This is a genomic window from Mesorhizobium sp. M8A.F.Ca.ET.057.01.1.1 (assembly GCF_003952565.1).
Classification (GTDB): Bacteria; Pseudomonadota; Alphaproteobacteria; order Rhizobiales; family Rhizobiaceae; genus Mesorhizobium.
This window is the reverse complement of record NZ_CP034454.1, coordinates 2,971,052-2,986,891: the sequence shown is the minus strand read 5'-3', so window position 1 is coordinate 2,986,891 and position 15,840 is coordinate 2,971,052. Positions and strand designations below refer to the sequence as shown.

Genomic DNA, 15,840 nt, shown 5'->3' with positions numbered 1-15,840 from the left:
ATTCGCATGGACTTCTCGCTGATTACGGCTTTGCAGGTCCCGATGTAGCACGTCGACGGATGTTTGCGTGCAAGTTGCCCGAATCCATCTCGACCCGGCGCGCTTTAGTGGCCCGTCATTTTTACGATGATGGGAATGACGGCGATCATCAGCACCACCGGCAGGATGCAGACCACGACCGGCACGGACATCTTTGCCGGCAAAGCATGCGCCTTCTCCTCGGCCAGCGACATGCGCTTGTGACGCATTTCATCTGAAAACACCCTGAGCGCGCCCGACAGGCTGGTGCCAAGTTCCTTCGACTGCTGCAGGAGCGTGGCGAAGGAGCGTACCTCGTCCAGGCTGAGGCGATCGGCGAGCGCCTTCAGCGCGTCGTCGAGGCTGCGCCCTGCCCGAAGCTCCAACGACACGAGCTGCAAATTCTGGCTGAGCGACGGATAGGTCTTGGCGAGTTCTTTCGAAACGCGCTCGACGCCCGCTTCCATGCTCATGCCGGCATCGCAACAGACGATCATCAGGTCCATGAAATCGGGGAAGCCGTTGCGGTATTCGCGCATCTTCTCCCGCACCTTCTGGGTCAGCACCAGGCCCGGCAGGAAATAGCCAGCAGCGCCCGACAGGATGATGAAGGTCCACCGGCTGGTCATGGTGGCGTCCGGGCTGGCCATCCACCGGTTGAGCACGAAGACGGCGAACGTCGTGCCGATCATTGCCGTGAACCGGATCAGGAAGAACATGCCGACGGCGCGCGGCTCCATGTAACCGGCCTGGATGAGCTTCAAACGCAGGCGGGCCACATTTTCCGGGTCGCTCTTGGCATAGAATTCCTGCGCCCTCTTCACCGCCTTCTCGCGCACGACGCCGCTATTCTTCTTCTGCACCGGTTCGGGCTGAGCCGCCACCGGACCGCGGTCGACCTTGAGCCGGCGCTTGACTTCATTGCGGTCGCCCTTCGCCGCCACCATCGGCCAGGCGACCGCGGCGGCCCCGACGACCAGCAAGAGGACAGCGACCGGCATCAGCGAGGTCGGGGCGAGCGAGGCGAGGAATTCGACGACGCTTCGCATGTCAGAACCTGAAGTTCGACATCTTGAACATGATCAGATTGCCCAGCATCAGCCAGGTAACCGAGCCGCCGATCATGTACCATGTCTTCGGCACGCCCCAGACGTCGCTGTAATATCCCGGCATCATGGCCATGATGGCGGTGAACAGCAGCGCTGGCACGGCAGTCAAAATGTAGGCCGACAGGCGGCCTTCCGTCGAAATCGCGCGCACCTTGCGGCGCAGCTTGCCGCGTTCGCGGATCGTCGTCGACAACCCATCGAGGATTTCGCGCAGATTGCCGCCCGAGCTGGTCTGGATCGAGACGGCGGTGACGAACAGCGGCAGGTCCTCGTGGCCGACCCGGTCGAAAAGCGAGTTCAGCGCCGAGACCAGGTCGGAACCATAGGTGACTTCGTCGGCAATGACGCCGAATTCCGTGCCGATCGGATCGGGCATCTCGCGCGACACCATGGCAATCGCCACCGGAACCGGATGACCTGCCTTGAGGCCCCGCGTGATCAGTTCCAGCGCCTCCGGCAACTGCATGCCGAAACGCTTTAGCCGGCGCTTGCGCATGGAGCGCATCGCCACGACCGGCAGCAGCGGCACCAGCATGACGAACAGAATGAGCCCCATCAACAGCGGCAAGCCGCGCGAGATGGCGAACAGCGTCATGGCCATCGCCACGCCGGAGGTGATCATCAGGAATTTCGACAGCGGCATGACCATGCCCGACTGCGTGCGCAAGGCACGGAACCGGTCGGGCGAGAACAGCGACGTTCCCGCGTCGAGACCGCGCTCCTTGCGCAACTGGATCAGCACCTGTTCCTGGCTGATCTTGTTTTCCTGAAGTTTCATGCGCCGGTTGATGGCGGTGCGCTTGTCGCTGCGGCCGGCATAGAGCAGGTAGACCGCCTCGGCAACCATGATGCCGGTCAGTGCGGCCCCGGCATAGACGACATAGATCGCGCTGAACCCATCGAACACCCCGGCTACTCCTGCGGCCGGCCGGGCTCGAAATAGCGTCCCGGGAAGTCGATGCCCATGGCGCGCAGGTCCTCGAGGAAGCGCGGCCGGATGCCGGTTGCCTCGAAATAGCCGAGAATGCTGCCGTCGGCATCCATGCCGGTGCGCACGAACCGGAAGATTTCCTGCATCTGGATGACATCACCCTCCATGCCGGTCACCTCGGCGACGCTCGTCACCTTGCGCTTGCCGTCGGAAAGCCGAGTCAATTGGACGATGATGTCGATGGCGCTGGCGATCTGGCTGCGGATCGATTGCACCGTCATCGGCATGCCGGTCATGCCCAGCATCTGCTCGAGGCGTGAAATGGCGTCGCGCGGCGTGTTGGCATGGATGGTCGCCATCGACCCTTCATGGCCGGTGTTCATCGCCTGCAGCATGTCGAATGCCTCCTCGCCGCGGCACTCGCCGAGGATGACGCGGTCAGGACGCATGCGCAGCGCGTTCTTGACCAGGTCGCGCTGCTTGAGCTCGCCATGGCCTTCGATGTTGGCGGGGCGCGTTTCCATGCGCGCGACGTGCGGCTGCTGCAATTGAAGCTCCGCCGCGTCCTCGATGGTGATCAGCCGCTCGTCTTCCGGAATGAAGGCCGACAGCGCGTTGAGCATCGTCGTCTTGCCGGTGCCGGTGCCACCCGAAATGATCGTCGTCTTGCGGGCATGCACGGCCGCCGCGAGCACTTCGGCCATGTTCTGAGTGATGGCGCCGAATTCGACCAGCCTGTGCAGGCCAAGCTTGTTCTTGGAGAACTTGCGGATCGAAACCAGCGGACCATCGACGGCCACCGGGCGGATGGCCGCGTTGAAGCGCGAGCCGTCCAGCATGCGAGCGTCGACCATAGGCTGCGATTCGTCGACGCGGCGGCCGACGGCGGCCACGATCTTGTTGACGATTCTGAGCAGATGCGCCTCGTCCTTGAACGGGATGTGGACCTGCTGCAGCTTGCCCTTCTTTTCGACGAAACAGTTCTGGTGGCCGTTGATCAGGATATCGTTGATGTCTGGGTCCTTGAGCAGCGGCTCGAGCGGGCCTAGGCCGACCATCTCGTCGACGATATCGTCGACCAGCGCGTCGAGTTCGGCGGTATTGATGGCCATCCGCTCCTGGCGGGTCTTTTCCGATACGAAATCATGCACTTGCCGTCGCATCTCGTCCTTGGGCAAGCGCTCCAGAGCGACGAGGTTGATCTCCTCGAGCAGCATCCGATGGATGCGCACACGGGCATCGAGCACCTTGTTGGCATTCTTTGCCGGTGCTGCTTCCGCTTTCGCCGGCAAAGCCTTTCGGCTGGTCGGGATGACGACGGCATGATGCGCGACCGGCGTCGATTCCGCCGGACGCTGCGGGCGGGCGTCACGATTCTGCAGGGTGGAAAAACGGCTGGTCATCCAGCTTTCCTTTTCAAGAGGCCCCTGCCGAAACCGAATAGCGACTTCGACTTGCTCGCGGTCGCCACCGACTCTTCCGGAAGGATGATCTTCTTCAGGTCGTTGACGACATTGGCATTGGGATCGATCTCGTGCAGCGGCACGCCGCGGTCGACCGCCTCGCGCACCAGCCGGTAGTTGTTGGCGATGCCGCCGACAAAATGCTCGCCAAGGATTTCCTGGACATCCGCCTGCTTGATGCCGTTGTCGAACATCTTCTGCTCGAAACGGTTGACGATCACGTTCGGCTTCACTTCCTTGCCGGCGGTCTCATAGACGGCCTGGATCAGCCGCTGCGTATGGCGCAGGCACGGCACCGTCATTTCAGCAACGATGTAGAGCTTGTTGGAACCGAGCAGCACCGTTTCCGTCCACGGAAACCAGGTGCGCGGCATATCGATGACGACATTGTCGAAATAGGCCGAGACGAGGTCCAGCATGCGCACCACGACATCGGTCTTGAACGAGCGCATCTCGGCCGGATGCGTCGGCGCCGCCAGCACGCAAAGTCCGCTGGCGTGCTTGGACAGCATCACATCGAGCAGCTGCCGGTCGAGGCGCTCGGGCTGGTTCTCGATTTCGGCGATGTCGAAACGCGGTTCCAGATCGAGATATTCGGCGCAGGCACCTTGCTGGAAATTGAGGTCGACCACACAGGTCGAGGCACCGCGCGTCACCGAATGATGCAGCTGGAACGCGGTCTGCAGCGCCAGTGTCGTCGTGCCGACGCCGCCGGCGGCGGGCATGAAGGTATAGATCTGCGACTCGGTGTTTTCCTCGCGGCCGGGTCCCTGCAACGCTCGCACGACCGAACGCACGAGGTCGGCCGTGGTGATCGGCTTGACCAGGAAGTCGGCGACCTTGAGCTGCACCAGGATGCGCACGGCGGCGGCGTTGAACTCCTGCGTGACCACGACCACCGGTGCCTTGCCCTCGAGCCGGCGCATGACGCGCTGCAGCGACTCGATTTCTTCCAGTTTCGCCGCATCCATGTCGACGATAACGACGCCGAACTCGGCCTCCTGGACCTCGCCGCGCAGCTCGGTGACGTTCTTCTCGACCGTCATGAGTTGGATGATCTCGGAGGCGGCAAAGGCCGTCTTCGTGTCCTGCGCGAAGGTCCGGTCTGTCGATACGAGCAGGATCTTCTTGGTGCTGTTTGCCATTCTCGCCGCCTGTGAGGTCGATCGCCGTCTGGATCAGTTGCCGGTGGTCGTTTGCGCTGCCTTGGCACCGGCCGCCTGATCGGGCGTGGCGGGTCCGGCATCGCCACGCTTGGCAGGCACGAGAAGCCTCGTGTTCTGGACGCCGTACTTCCACGGATCGACCATCTGCATGACGGTGTTGGCGGCCTGCGCCTCACCGGCGGCTGACGTCACGCCTTCGCTGCGCACATAGTCGTCGCTGGTACAGCCGCTTGCCAAACCGGCAAGAAGCAGGGCGATGCTCGATCTCAGGACCAGACGCATGGCTTCAGTCCTTCGGCAGGTCGAGGAAATGGCCGACTTTGGTCGCGGAAGCGCCCCGCGCAGCGCCGCTGTCAGCCAGCGCCAGCGCACGGTTGGTGTCCGGCGCCTTCACTTCCTCGGTGTTGTTGAGGAAATAGTCGACATTGCTGGCTGGCTGCGTGCCATCGGTCGGCTCAGCCATTTTCTTCGACGGATCGACCGGCTTGACCAGATAGGGTGTGACGATGATGACCAGGTCGGTCTCGCGCCGCTGATAGGATTTCGACGAGAACAGCGATCCCAGCACCGGCATCTTGCCGAGACCGGGTATGCGAGACGTGGTGATGTCGTTCTGGGACTGCAGCAGCCCGGCGATCATGAAGCTCTGGCCGTTCTTCAGGTCGACCGAAGTCTTGGCGCGGCGGACGATGAACCCCGGCACCGAAATGCTGCCGATATTGTACGATGCCGACGCATCGATCGAGGAGACTTCCGGCGCGATGTCGAGGCTGACCAACCCGTCCTTCAGCACGGTCGGCGTAAAGTCCAGGCTGACGCCGTATTTCTTGTAGCTGACGGAGATCTTGCCGTTGTCTTCGGAAACCGGGATGGGGAATTCGCCGCCGGCGAGAAAGCTCGCCGTTTCGCCGGAGCGGGCGATCAGGTTCGGTTCGGCCAGCCTTCGGGCAAGGCCGCGCTCCTCCAGCGCCTTGATGGCGATATCGATCGAGACGCCATTGGACAGCAGCCGGCCGATGATCTCGCCGGTGCCGGCCGCCGGCAGCGAGCCCGGGTCGAGAGAGACATCGCGACCGCCGAAGCCGTAGGCGAAATTGGCGCTGTATTTCGCGCCCAGATCCTGACCGGCCTGGCGGTTGATCTCGACGAAGCGGACGTTGAGCTGAACCTGCTGCGACGAGGAGATATTGACCGAATTGATCACCTCCTCATTGCCGGAGAAGCGGGTGGCGATCTTGTTTGCCTTTTCGGCGGCGACCGCGTCATCAGCCTCGCCCGAAAGCACCACGCGGCCATTGGCCGAGCCGACCTTGATCTTGGCGTCCGGCACGCTGGCGCGGATGGTGCTCGCCAATTGGTCGGTGTCAAGCGTCACTTCGATGTCGATGGTGCCGACGAGCTGCTTGTTCTCGTCGAACAGCGCAATGCCGGTGGTGCCGAGATTGTTGCCCAGCACATAGAAGGATTTGTCGGTCAGCGGATTGACGTTGGCGATCTCCGGATCGCCGATGACGATCTGGTAGAAGGCCGCGCTCGTCATGATCGTCCTGGGTTTGCCCTTGGCGACCTTGATCGACGCATTTCTGGTCGACGAGACATGGACGATGTCATTGTCCGCCTTGGCCGCGCCGGCGAAGGCGAGCATGCCGCTCGCGACCAGTGAAGCCGCCATCGCCAGGGCGCGCACGAAACGCAACCGATCCGTCATTCGATATAGGGTATGCATCACCATGATCCCGTCCCGCCCGGTCCCCACCGGTCTTTACTTCTGATCCCGCGAAGGAACCTTGTATTCCTCGGCCTGCGTGCCGCGTGTCACGATCACCGTCTTGAACTTCGGCTTCTCCGGCTCCTTGACGATGGCATCGAACAGGGAGCCGGCCGCGGCCTGGGCCTTGGAAGCCACGGATCCGCCGAAGGAAGAGATGGTGGTGACGCCGTTCTTGCCGTCGCCGCCTTCGCTGGCGGAGCGCAGCGAAAGCGACAGCGTGCCGACGGTGCGGGCCAGCGCCACTTTCTGCGCGCCGTCGCTCGTCACCTCGATGGTCACGGAATTGGCCACCTGCGGCGTCGTCTGGCGCTCGTCGGCGCCCTGCCCGACGCTCAGCACCTTGGCGTCGGCGACGACGATTTCCGAGGTGATGGTCGAACCGGCCGCGCCTTGCGCGTTCTTGGCGACTTCCTGGATTTCGCCGGCATCGCGGGTCAACACGACATCGACCCGGTCGCCCGGCGTGACGAAGCCACCGACGCCGGCGATCTCGTCGGTGCGGATGGTGACCGCCCGCATTCCGGGCGTCAGCATATTGGACAGCGTAGCGCGGCCGTTCGGTCCCGACAGCTTGGTCAACAGCACCGGCTCGTTGACCTCGATCGCCGACAGCACGACCCGGCCACCCTCGCCGAGCAACCCGTCGATGGTTGCAAAGGCGCCCTGCGGCAGGGAATCCTGCGGCCACGGGATTTCGCTGAGCTTGGTGCGATCGAGCTCCATGCCATAACGCAACGGCGCGGTCGCCACCACGATCGTCTTGAATTCGATCCTGGGGGCGGCCGGAGCGGCGATCGAGGCCGTCTTCTCCTGGGCATCGGCCTTGGCCTGGCTCTTGACCCAGAAATCCGCGGCAAAGATCGAGATCGCGCCGAACACGGCGGCGATGCCGATCATCGTTATGGCCTTGCCCCTCACACCTAAACCCCTGACGCCCGCAGTTTCTTGTTATGTTGGGCTCACGCTAGTCCGCATTGTTAAAGAATCAGGAATCTTGTGCGGTGGCATTCGACCTATTTCCGCCCGCTTGGTTATCGAATGGTTTTAGGGTAAGAGGGGTTAAATCCGCGAACGTAACAGGAACCTCCGTCGCCTGGCGCCGAAAAGCGTGGCAGTATCGACGGGTGATTCGCAGCACCGGACCCTATGGTTGGCATGGACGACAACAACGATCTCTTCGGCAACATGGACAAGCAGCCGCAGCCGGTTCGCACCCCGGCGCGCCCAGCGGATCCGCTGGTGCAAGCGGCCGCCAGGCGCCCGGCCGCGGCCAAGGATGGCAGCGAGGGTTACAGCGCCGCCGACATCGAGGTGCTCGAAGGCCTGGAGCCGGTGCGCCGCCGGCCGGGCATGTATATCGGCGGCACCGACGACAAGGCGATGCACCATCTGTTCGCCGAGGTCATCGACAACTCGATGGACGAAGCGGTTGCCGGCCACGCCACCTTCATCGATGTCGAGCTTTCGGCCGACGGCTATCTCACGGTCACCGACAATGGCCGTGGCATCCCGGTCGATCCGCATCCGAAATTCAAGAAGCCTGCGCTCGAAGTGATCATGACGACGCTGCATTCGGGCGGCAAGTTCGATTCCAAGGTCTATGAGACCTCCGGTGGCCTGCACGGCGTCGGCGTTTCCGTGGTCAACGCCCTGTCGGACCATCTCGAGGTCGAAGTCGCGCGTGGCCGCCAGCTTTATCGCCAACGCTTTTCACGTGGCATTCCGGTAAGCGGTCTGGAGCACCTCGGCGAAGTGCACAACCGCCGCGGCACCAGGACGCGTTTCCATCCCGACGAGCAGATCTTCGGCAAGGGCGCGGCCTTCGAGCCGGCGCGGCTCTACCGCATGACACGCTCGAAGGCCTATCTGTTCGGCGGCGTCGAAATCCGCTGGACCTGCGATCCTTCCCTCATCAAGGAAAAGGATCAGACGCCGGCCAAGGCGGAATTCCATTTTCCCGGTGGCCTCAAGGATTATCTGAAAGCGTCGCTCGGCGACGAATTCCAGGTGACGCGCGAAATCTTCGCCGGCAAGAGCGACAGGCAAGGCGGCCATGGCTCGCTCGAATGGGCAGTCACCTGGTTCGGCGGCGACGGCTTCATCAATTCCTACTGCAACACCATTCCAACCGGTGAAGGCGGCACGCACGAGGCCGGCTTCCGCAACGTGCTGACGCGCGGCCTGCGCGCCTATGCCGACCTCGTCGGCAACAAGCGCGCCTCGATCGTCACTTCGGAAGATGTCATGATCTCGGCCGCCGGCATGCTGTCGGTGTTCATCCGCGAGCCGGAATTCGTCGGCCAGACCAAGGACAGGCTGGCGACGATCGAAGCGATACGCATCGTCGAGACCGCGATCCGCGACCCGTTCGACCATTGGCTGGCCGACAATCCGCAGGAAGCCTCGAAGCTGCTCGACTGGGTGATCGCGCGCGCCGACGAACGGGTGCGCCGCCGCCAGGAAAAAGAGGTGTCGCGCAAGAGCGCGGTGCGCAAGCTGCGCTTGCCGGGCAAGCTCGCCGACTGCACGCAGAACGCGGCGGCAGGTGCCGAACTCTTCATCGTCGAAGGCGATTCGGCCGGTGGCTCGGCCAAGCAGGCGCGCGACCGTGCCAGCCAGGCCGTCTTGCCGCTGCGCGGAAAAATCCTCAACGTCGCCAGCGCCGGCAATGACAAGCTGGCCGCCAACCAGCAGATATCGGACCTGATCCAGGCGCTTGGCTGCGGCACCCGGTCAAAATATCGCGACGAGGATTTGCGCTACGATCGCGTGATCATCATGACCGACGCCGACGTCGACGGCGCCCACATTGCTTCGCTGCTGATCACCTTTTTCTACCAGGAGATGCCGGCACTGGTACGCGGCGGCCATCTCTATCTGGCGGTGCCGCCGCTTTACTCGATCAGGCAAGGCGGCAAGGTCGCCTATGCCCGCGACGACGCGCACAAGGACGAGCTTCTGCGCACCGAATTCACCGGGCGCGGCAAGGTCGAGCTCGGCCGCTTCAAGGGCCTGGGCGAAATGATGGCCTCGCAGCTCAAGGAGACCACCATGGACCCGAGGAAGCGCACGCTGCTCCGGGTCGATGTGATCGACGCCGAGGCGGCGACCAAGGATGCGGTCGATGCACTGATGGGCACCAAGCCAGAAGCCCGCTTCCGCTTCATCCAGGAACGCGCCGAATTCGCCGAGACGGAAGTGCTGGATATCTAGCCGCTGGCGAGCTTAGCTTGCGTCCCTGACATGGAGACCGGCATGTGACCTGGGCGCGGCTGAAAACCTATTTCGAGACGAGCCTGGCCGGCCTGACGCAACCGACGCGCTCGGATTGGATCTTTGCCCTCCGCACCGTTTCCGCCGGCATGATCGCGCTTCTCGTCGCCTATGCGCTGAAGCTCGATCATCCGCAATGGGCGATGATGACGGTGTTCATCGTCGCCCAGCCGGTTGCCGGCATGGTGCTGGCGAAAGGCTTCTACCGGCTGCTCGGCACGCTTGCCGGGGGTGTCGCGGCAATCGGCATCACCACGGCGTTCGGCACCGGCCCCTGGATTCTGGTGACGGCGCTTGCCGTCTGGATTGGCATCTGCACCTTCGTCTCGTCGCTGCTGCGCAATCCCGAAGCCTATGGCGCCGCCCTTGCCGGCTACACCGCCATGATCATCGGCCTGCCCGCTTTCGGACAACCGCATCTCGTCGTTGACCTAGCGGTCGCGCGTTGTGCCGAGATCGTGCTCGGCATCGTCTGCGCCGGCCTCACCAGCCGGCTGATCCTACCCAAACTGGCCAGCGACGCCATCATCTCGCGGCTGAAACGCTGCATTCTCGACCTCGCCACCTATGCCGGCGGCGCGTTTTCCGGCGGAGACCGGGCAACCCTCATCGGCCTGCACCGGAAGCTTGTCGCCGAGACCCAGACGCTTGGCGAGATGCGCGCCTATGCCAGGCTCGAAGCGCCGAGCTTCGCGCCGCGCGCGCATCCGGTGCGACGCACGATCGGACAACTGCTCTCGGCTCTTTCGGCGGCGCGCGCGCTCTATTCGCATGCCGCTCCGAAAAACGCGGCCCTCATCCCGGTCCGCTCGGAGCTGCAAGCCCTTGTCAGCGAACTGGCAGCCAAGCCGGGAGCGCTGGACGATACCTCGCCCTGGTTGGCGCGGCTCGACGCAATCTCGACCAAGGCCCGGCAAATGCCCGATGCCTCGGTCGACCAGGGTGAGGACAGGGTCGGAACCATCACCCGCCTCACCATAGCAGCCGATTTCGCCGAGGCGCTGAAACAGGTGCTTCGTGGCCTTGACGCGCTGCGCGCGCCGGTGACCCGCCGACCAGGTCCTGGCAGCCAGCAGCCGGCCCTGGTGGTGCATCGCGACTATCCCGGTGCCGCGCGCAACGCCATCCGCGCGGCCGTTGCAACGCTGCTGGTTGCGGCTTTCTGGCTGACGACGAAGTGGTCGGAAGCGGCCGGCACCGTCATCCTGGTTGCCGTTGTCTCGAGCCTGTTTGCCGCTCGCCCCGATCCCGTGCAGGTATCATGGGGTTTCTTCAAGGGAACGCTGCTCGCTTTGCCCTTCGCCTTTCTCGTCGGCCAGATCGCGCTTCCCGCCCTGCCCGGCTTCGGCTGGTTCATGCTGTTCGTCGTGCCCATCATGGTGCCGGCGGCACTCGCCATGGCCAATCCGCGCTATGTCGGCGTGGCGACGGCCTTCGCCATCAATTTCCTGGCCTTCCTCAGCCCGCACCAGGCAATGACCTATGATCCCGGCCCCTTCTTCGCCGGCTCGGCATCGATCCTGGTCGGCATCCTGCTGGCGATCGGCGTCTTCATCGGCGTGTTGCCGGCGGATCCATGGCTCGCGGCCGACCGCATCGTGCGGGCCATGCGCGAGGATCTGGCGCGGCTTTGCCTGCATGAGCGCGTGCCGAGGCGTTCGGCCTTCGAGAGCCTCGCTTATGACCGGGTCAATCAGTTGATGCCCTTGGTGCAGAATTCCGGCAGGAAGGGCGAGGCGGTGTTGGGCGGCGGCGTCGCCTCCGTCACGGTCGGCCTGGAAATCCTGCGGCTGCGCAGTGCCAGCCAAAACCACGCCATCCCATCGGAAACGGCGCTTTCAATCGCCAACTTCCTGAGGGGATTGGCGCGCGAGCTGCTTTTCCGTGCCCCTGGCGATCCGCAAACAGCGACCGTCGCCGTCGCCCGGCAGTATGCGGCGGGCATCGCCCAGCGAAACGCCACCGGCGACATGCTGCAGATCGCGGCGTCCCTGCGCATTATCGCCGCGGCGATGGAGGATTTCCCGGATTTCTTCGCGAGGGATAAAACCTAGGCTGCGGCGATCGCCAGCGCGTGGCCGCGCGCGTTCTCGCGCAGGGCGTCAAGGTGGATCGACTTGACCAGAGCGGCAAGATCGCCTTCGGCGGATTGCCCACCCAATTCCTTGAGCATCAGCCAGCTGACCTCCTGAACGCCGGCGACGCGCTTGCCGTTGGCAACCTCGCGCCAGATCTTCAGGGCGCTCAGGATGACGGCATGCGTGGCGGCAGCCAGGCCGGCACTGCGGAACAACGCCTGCAGGGCCACGTCGTGCCCGCCGGCCAGCAGCGCCCTCACCCGTGGCTCGGACTGCTGGCTGAGCGCAACCAGCGCCGAGCCGAAGAAATCGACCTTGCCGTGGGCGATGGTGCGGATCAGGAAGCTCGCGGTCAGATCGCCGCGCAGCCTGAGATGCTCGATCAACGCCGCATGCTCTTCCTGACGCGTGCCTTCGATCAGCGTCACCGAGGCCTTGACGCAGGCCTCCCGCATGACGCGGTCTGCGCGCGCGGCTCCCATCAATGCCATGACCAGCGGCGATGTCTTCAATGTCTCGCCAAGCTTGATGAGCAGCATGTGCCGGCAGTCGGCAGGCAGCCTGACATCCGATATCAGGGCCTCGCGCACCAAAGGCAGATGCCCATGGCGCTCCGCCATGCGGCGAAAACTCATTGAAGCGATGGCGGCGCCGGCGTTGGCCAGAAGCACGGCGCAGGCCTCCGCCTCGCCGATCTCGGCGATAGCCGCCGACAGCGCCATCGAGACGAGCGGCCGGTCGGCGATCAGTTTCTGCGTTGCCTTCTGGCTTGCCGCCACGCGGTTGATCAGATCGGCGTCGGTGAGCAGCGGCGAGCGCGCCAGCACGACACCGGCGACTTCCGGCTGGTCGGCGGCAAGCACGCTTATGATCTGCAGCGGCGCGTGGTGGCTCATAGAGAGCGCTTCCGCCATCGCCAGCCGCACTTTCGACGAGGCGTCGTCGAGCAGCAGCGTCAGCGCCGCTTCGGCGGCGCAGCGGTCCTCGAACGGCAATTCGGCATTGACATAGGCCCGGGCCAGCGCATTGGCCGCGGCGGCGCGCTCCGACACCCTGGCCGTGTAGATCCATTTCAGGAAATGCGAAACAACAACCATGCCCGTCTGCTTACGCCCCTAGCCGGAAGGTTTCCGGCCCCGTGAGGACGGTAGGCAGAAATGGTTTACGAACGGTTCACCATGTTCATTAACTGGCTTGCGAGCGCTGGATGCAGCGCCTATCAACCGTCAGACAGCGCAGGAGACGGAAATGGCCGGGCTATATCTCGAGGAGTTTGTCGTCGGCCATGTCTTCCAGCACACGCTGCGCAAGACCGTCACCGAGAGCGACAACATGCTGTTTTCGGTGATGACGCTGAACCCGCAGCCGCTGCACATCGACTTCGATTTCGCCGCCAAGAGCGAATGGGGCAAGCCGCTGGTCAACTCGCTGTTCACGCTCGGCCTGATGATCGGCATCTCGGTCAACGACATCACTGTCGGCACCACGGTCGCCAATCTCGGCATGAAGGAAACCGTGTTTCCGCACCCGGTCTTCCATGGCGACACCATCCGTGTCGAAACATCTGTCGTCTCGGTGCGCGAGTCCAAGTCGAAGCCCGACCGCGGCATCGTCGAATTCGAGCACCGCGCCTACAACCAGCATGGCGATCTGGTCGCCAAATGCACCAGGCAAGCGATGATGCTGAAGAAGGCGGCCTGATGCGCTCGCTGCTGTTCGTTCCCGGCGATTCCGAGCGGAAGCTGGAAAAGGGATTTGGCGCCGGCGCCGACGTGGTCATCGTCGATCTCGAGGATTCCGTGGCGCCGCGGAACAAGGCGCAGGCGCGCGAGATAGCGGCGCGCTTCATCCTCGACCGCAGGGGGCAAACCAACTCGGCGATCTATGTCAGGATCAACGACCTCTCGACCGGGTTGACGGACGATGATCTTGCCAAGCTCGTCCCGGCAAGGCCGGACGGCATCATGCTGCCAAAATCGAACAGCGGCCAGGATGTGCAGCAGCTCGCGGCAAAGCTCAGGGTCCGCGAGGCAGAGAACGATCTGCCCGACGGTTCGATCAAAATCCTGCCGATCATCACCGAAACTCCGGCGGGCGTGCTTGCCGCCGCGACCTATGCCGGCGCAAGCGAGCGGCTTGCCGGCCTGACCTGGGGCGCGGAAGACCTGTCGGCCGCGGTGGGCGCGCGTGCGGCCCGCGACGAGCACGGCCACTACACCGACCTCTTCCGTCACGCCCGCGTGACCACCATCCTCGCGGCCGGGGCCGCGGAGGTCGCCGCGATCGACACCGTGTTTCCGAATTTTCGCGACATGGCGGCCTTCACCGTGGAGTGCGCCGAGGCCGAACGCGATGGTTTCACCGGCAAGATGGCGATCCACCCGGATCAGGTGCCCGTCATCAACACCGCCTTCACGCCCTCGGCCGCGGCGGTGAAACAGTCGGCGGCCATCGTGGCGGCGTTCGAGGCAGCGGGAAATCCCGGCGTCGTCGGCATCGATGGCAAGATGTTCGACCGCCCGCATCTGCGGCTGGCCGAACGGCTTCTGGCGCGAGCGAAGGCGGCCGGAATTACCGCCTGACTACCAGACCATCGGAATCAGGCGGTAGCGAACCTGGGCCGCATAGTCGTCATAGCCGCGCAGACCAGTGCGAAGCGTCTTCTCTTCGATGAAGGTCGGATGCCCAGCAGAACGACGAACACGAGCACCGACAGCAATCCCCACCAGGAGCCAAGCAGGAGTGCCGAACGTCAGCAAGGCGCGATGACAGTCCGAGGTCGAGGTCTCTTATTCCTTGCCCCAGCGCGGCCGGCGCATCGAAAAGACCTCATCGACGCTGGCATAGTCCATATAGCCGAGACGAGCCACATTGCCGGCCTTGGTGATGTCGAACAGGCCATCCTTCAGGAAGGCATCGTCGATGTGCACGCCGATCACTTCACCGGCGACGACAACGGCGCTCGTCGGCGATCCGTCGAGCGCCTTTGGGCGAAACACTTCCGTCACCCGGCATTCGAGCGCCGCAGGTGCCGCCGCCACGCGCGGCGGCCTGACGAGGCGCGAGGGCGCCATGGCGAGATCGGCATAAACGAACTCGTTGACCCCACGCGGCGCGGCGACGGACGTGTAATTCATCTTCTCCGCAAGGTCGCGGCTGACCAGATTGGCGACGAACTCGCCGGTTTCCTGCGCGAACGAGGCGCTGTCCTTCTCGCCCTCGGAGGAAAACCAGACGATGAAAGGCCGGGTCGAGACGGCATTAAAGAAGGAGTATGGCGCGAGATTGACCTCGCCGGCCTTGTTCAGCGTCGATATCCAGCCGATCGGACGCGGCGCCACGATCGCCTTGGACGGATCATGCGGCAGCCCATGGCCCTTCGCCGGCTCGTAGAACATCAGCCCACCCAAGGTCCAGAGTAATCGGCGTAGAGCTTGGCCGGATCGGGCCGTGGCCGCTCCGGCGCCGGACCGGCATAGGAACCGATATGGACAAAACCGACAACGCGCTCCTGCGGCGCCAGTCCGAGAATCGCCCTGCCCTCCGGCACGTCGGAATACCAGTTGCTGATCATGTTCGTGCCGTAGCCCAGCGCATTGGCTGATATCATCAGGTTCATCGCCGCCATGCCTCCGGACAGGAACATCTCCCATTGCGGGATTTTCGGGTTCTCCCTGGGAATCGACACGACACCGATCACCAGCGGCGCGCGCGAGAACCGCGCCAGTTCCTGGTTGCGGCGGCCTTCTGGCAACGGTCCTTCACGTTGTTCAGCCAAGTCCGCCAGTTGTCTGCCGATCTCGATGCGGGCCTCGCCGCGATAGAGGATGAAGCGCCAGGGTTCGAGCCGGCCGTGGTCTGGCACGCGTGTGGCGGCGGCAATCATCGTGGCGATATCGGCGTCGCTGGGCGCAGGCTCCTTGAGATCGGGAATCGGCGCTGAATTTCGGGTCAGCAGGAAGTCGATGATCGGCGACGCCATGGGCGCAAGTCTCCTGGACATTCTGTTTTGAGCTGAAGCGCACCATCGG

General features: G+C 63.9%; 14 protein-coding genes and 1 pseudogene. 4 read left to right on the top strand and 11 right to left on the bottom strand.

Going from position 1 to position 15,840, the window contains the following annotated elements:
- Nucleotides 1-104: 104 nt before the first annotated feature.
- From EJ077_RS13950 to cpaB, 7 genes are all read right to left on the bottom strand, one after another.
- Nucleotides 105-1,067, bottom strand: coding sequence for a type II secretion system F family protein (locus EJ077_RS13950; protein ID WP_208702644.1), 963 nt, complete (start codon nt 1,065-1,067; stop codon nt 105-107).
- Between the two features lies 1 nt (nt 1,068).
- A complete protein-coding gene (locus EJ077_RS13945; RefSeq protein WP_208702643.1) occupies nt 1,069-2,034 on the bottom strand; it encodes a type II secretion system F family protein in 966 nt (321 codons plus the stop codon).
- 5 nt (nt 2,035-2,039) lie between these two features.
- The gene (locus EJ077_RS13940) at nt 2,040-3,461 is read right to left on the bottom strand and encodes a CpaF family protein (protein ID WP_208702642.1); all 1,422 of its coding nucleotides are present in this window, start codon (nt 3,459-3,461) and stop codon (nt 2,040-2,042) included.
- Nucleotides 3,458-4,666 (bottom strand): AAA family ATPase, encoded by a 1,209-nt coding sequence (locus EJ077_RS13935; RefSeq protein ID WP_208702641.1) that lies wholly within the window; start codon nt 4,664-4,666, stop codon nt 3,458-3,460. Before EJ077_RS13935 ends, EJ077_RS13940 begins: the two co-directional genes overlap by 4 nt.
- Before the next feature lie 33 nt (nt 4,667-4,699).
- Nucleotides 4,700-4,969 carry a hypothetical protein gene (locus EJ077_RS13930; RefSeq protein WP_208702640.1) on the bottom strand — a complete coding sequence of 90 codons (270 nt, stop codon included), beginning with the start codon at nt 4,967-4,969 and terminating at the stop codon, nt 4,700-4,702.
- A 4-nt stretch (nt 4,970-4,973) separates the two neighbouring features.
- Entirely contained in the window at nt 4,974-6,359 is a 1,386-nt protein-coding gene (locus EJ077_RS13925; RefSeq protein ID WP_245458779.1) for a type II and III secretion system protein family protein, read from the bottom strand.
- 90 nt (nt 6,360-6,449) lie between these two features.
- Entirely contained in the window at nt 6,450-7,376 is a 927-nt protein-coding gene (gene cpaB, locus EJ077_RS13920) for a Flp pilus assembly protein CpaB (RefSeq protein ID WP_245458741.1), read from the bottom strand.
- Between the two features lie 237 nt (nt 7,377-7,613).
- On the opposite strand from cpaB, the gene parE reads away from it, so the two are divergent.
- Together parE and EJ077_RS13910 are read left to right on the top strand one after the other, a co-directional pair.
- On the top strand, nt 7,614-9,671 hold the full coding sequence (gene parE, locus EJ077_RS13915) for a DNA topoisomerase IV subunit B (protein ID WP_208702638.1): 2,058 nt from the start codon (nt 7,614-7,616) through the stop codon (nt 9,669-9,671).
- Between the two features lie 44 nt (nt 9,672-9,715).
- Entirely contained in the window at nt 9,716-11,785 is a 2,070-nt protein-coding gene (locus EJ077_RS13910) for an FUSC family protein (RefSeq protein WP_208702637.1), read from the top strand.
- Here EJ077_RS13910 and EJ077_RS13905 read toward each other — a convergent pair.
- A complete protein-coding gene (locus tag EJ077_RS13905) occupies nt 11,782-12,906 on the bottom strand; it encodes a DUF2336 domain-containing protein (protein WP_208702636.1) in 1,125 nt (374 codons plus the stop codon). The genes EJ077_RS13910 and EJ077_RS13905 overlap by 4 nt on opposite strands.
- 151 nt (nt 12,907-13,057) lie before the next feature.
- On the opposite strand from EJ077_RS13905, the gene EJ077_RS13900 reads away from it, so the two are divergent.
- Nucleotides 13,058-13,510 (top strand): MaoC family dehydratase, encoded by a 453-nt coding sequence (locus tag EJ077_RS13900; RefSeq protein ID WP_056572267.1) that lies wholly within the window; start codon nt 13,058-13,060, stop codon nt 13,508-13,510.
- Nucleotides 13,510-14,391 carry an HpcH/HpaI aldolase/citrate lyase family protein gene (locus EJ077_RS13895; RefSeq protein WP_208702993.1) on the top strand — a complete coding sequence of 294 codons (882 nt, stop codon included), beginning with the start codon at nt 13,510-13,512 and terminating at the stop codon, nt 14,389-14,391. The genes EJ077_RS13900 and EJ077_RS13895 overlap by 1 nt, the downstream gene beginning before the upstream one ends.
- On the opposite strand, the pseudogene EJ077_RS13890 reads toward EJ077_RS13895, so the two are convergent.
- From EJ077_RS13890 to EJ077_RS13880, 3 genes and pseudogenes are all read right to left on the bottom strand, one after another.
- Nucleotides 14,392-14,558: pseudogene (locus EJ077_RS13890) on the bottom strand (isoprenylcysteine carboxylmethyltransferase family protein); the annotation flags it as partial. It lies immediately after the preceding gene.
- 40 nt (nt 14,559-14,598) lie between these two features.
- Nucleotides 14,599-15,207, bottom strand: a complete 609-nt coding sequence (locus EJ077_RS13885; protein WP_208702635.1) for a flavin reductase family protein — start codon at nt 15,205-15,207, stop codon at nt 14,599-14,601.
- Entirely contained in the window at nt 15,207-15,791 is a 585-nt protein-coding gene (locus EJ077_RS13880; RefSeq protein WP_208702634.1) for a nitroreductase, read from the bottom strand. The genes EJ077_RS13885 and EJ077_RS13880 overlap by 1 nt, the downstream gene beginning before the upstream one ends.
- Nucleotides 15,792-15,840 lie beyond the last annotated feature (49 nt).